Consider the following 2,315-nt stretch of genomic DNA (forward strand, 5'->3'; position numbering starts at 1 on the left):
AAAGTTAAGATGATGGTATGACAATTTTATATACTCCATAAACCCTTTAAATTAATTAGGTGGTTTATGTCGCACTTCAAGTTTTACTCTGCCCCGTTTATAAATGCAAATTTACCATTTTGATTTTGAGGTTATTATGAAATCTATAAAATTACTAGCAATGATAATTGCTTATGGTGTTTCTTTTAATATTTGCAATGCCAAAGAAAACTCCCTTTGGGACGACTATTTACAAGATGCCACTCAAGTTAACTCACCTGTAGAGTATATAGGAACATATAATAAATATTCTGCCATTAATCCTACTTTGAAGATTATGTTGAGAGATTTTGGTGATATTAATAAGACAAAAAAAAATATTAACTATACGTTAAAAAAATATGGTATCCAAATATTAAATGGTAAAAATATATATAATATTTTAAGGACAGCAGTGCCTTTGGAGTCTAATGTTGACTTATCTTTACTGTATCATGATAAAGCTATTTTAGCTTTTAGAATTAGAGAGTTAAGTACTATTAACTATGTTAGAGTTCCTTTTAAAAGAAATAAAGTCTCTGCTTTTTTATATAATATAAAAGATAATAATTTTACCGAAATACCAGTAATACTCTCTGACAGTGAAGATGGTAATGAGAAAACAGATCTACTCATGGGTGATCAGGTAACATATGATGCTAAGAAAAGACAATATACCTATTTTGCAAATGTTAAAAATTATAAAGATGGAAAAACTTCCCCATTTAAGATTACTCTAAATGTTAATCTAAAATGTATTTCGTCAACTATAGGTTGCGAAACTACAGGTATTTTAGCAGCTGAAAAGCAAATTAAATAATTTAACCTTTAGAGATTATTTAACAGCTAGGCTCTGTATTCATAAATTGCAATAAAGTTAGTAATAATGAAAATTTATCTACTAACTTAATTATACTTGTATAAATTTTAGGATGCTCAAGTAATACAGCTATAGCAAAATATATTTACAAAATAAAAAAAATATTAGGGTGATTAAACAACCTATATTCTCAGATTTTTATTGAGCACGTAGAAAAATCTGAAAAAAATACAGAAAAACAAGTAATATACAAGACTATTCTTATCAAAAATGAAAATTTTAGAAGAATTTCCTGTTCAGGGTGGATAATAGCAAGGTGAAATATCCTAATTTAGAAAATTCTAGATTTATATCGAAGAATAATAATGTGGTATATTCTATAGCTAAGAAATATATATAAATTAAGAGGTTAAATCAGAATTTTACCTGATAACCTTAAGTAAAAAATAGAAATAGAAAAATAGGTGGTTATTACTCAATTGATAGCATAGAGTCTATAAGGATAAGAAAGGAAAATTATTAAGGAAAAATTTAAAATAAGATTAACTTAAAATTAGATTAGTATACCTTATCAAAATTAGGGTATATATTTTTAATAGAATAAAAATCTATAAATGATTAATATGAGTCAATAGAAAATTTTAAATAAAATTTTCTATTGGTTTGATAGTACTAATTTGTGAATTATCTAAAGAGAATGCTCAAGATTATTATATAATTTATTCTCAAGCTGAGATACCAAAGGTTATCCTAATTAGTGGCTAAATTTTTAAATAAAAATCTGAATAAGTTCGAATATAATATTTGTATTTGATTTTTAAAGGAATTTAATATGATTTTTTTCAAAAAAGATATATATATTTTATATTTAGTAAGTCTAAGTGGTTTAACATCTTTATGTATAAATGCTTCAGAAAACAAGTGTCAATCTGATAATATAAATCAAAATCTAAACTGTATTTTAAAAAATAATGAATTTCTAAAAAATGAATTGATTAATAAAGGGAATAATAGAGAAAAAGATGTAAAAAAATGGGAGAAAGAAGTTTCTAATAAGTGTGAAGGTCACTTAAATTATGGTTTAGGTGAAGGTCCTGCTGTAGCTCGTGAATCTTGTTATAATCAAGAATATAAAAGCAGATTAGGTAATTTAAGTCACTCAAAGAAAAATATTGAAAGACCGAAAAATTTGAAAAATAATGATGGTTTTTATATAACACCACTTCCTTATAATTCTAATAATCATATTAACTGTATTTTATTAGAAGAAAAAAATAGTTGTAGTCAAATAAATTTAATTAATAGTACTAATCTTATTAAGGTTTATAATTTTATTAATCCAAGTTATGGTGATTCAGTTATTTTTCCAGAAACAAATAATGGTGGGCGAATTCAAACATGAGGTGCGACAGTTTGAAAAGTCTTATGATAATCAACAAGCTGAGCAAATTTCTCTAATGGTGTAAGCCAATCTAAC

2 protein-coding genes are annotated in these 2,315 nt (G+C 25.0%); both read left to right on the top strand.

From position 1 onward, the window contains the following. Positions 1-136 precede the first annotated feature (136 nt). Positions 137-838, top strand: a complete 702-nt coding sequence (locus N518_RS0115100) for a hypothetical protein (protein ID WP_005023686.1) — start codon at positions 137-139, stop codon at positions 836-838. Positions 839-1,670: 832 nt separating this feature from the next. Continuing rightward, entirely contained in the window at positions 1,671-2,240 is a 570-nt protein-coding gene (locus N518_RS16530; protein ID WP_228133353.1) for a hypothetical protein, read from the top strand. The last annotated feature ends 75 nt before the right edge of the window (positions 2,241-2,315 follow it).

The sequence above is a fragment of the Acinetobacter sp. UNC436CL71CviS28 genome (genome assembly GCF_000620525.1).
GTDB classification, from domain to species: domain Bacteria; phylum Pseudomonadota; class Gammaproteobacteria; order Pseudomonadales; family Moraxellaceae; genus Acinetobacter; species Acinetobacter radioresistens.

Coding starts and splice junctions, on each gene's coding strand:
- N518_RS0115100 (WP_005023686.1), top strand. CDS start 137: ATGAAATCTATAAAATTACTAGCAATGATAATTGCTTATGGTGTTTCT.
- N518_RS16530 (WP_228133353.1), top strand. CDS start 1,671: ATGATTTTTTTCAAAAAAGATATATATATTTTATATTTAGTAAGTCTA.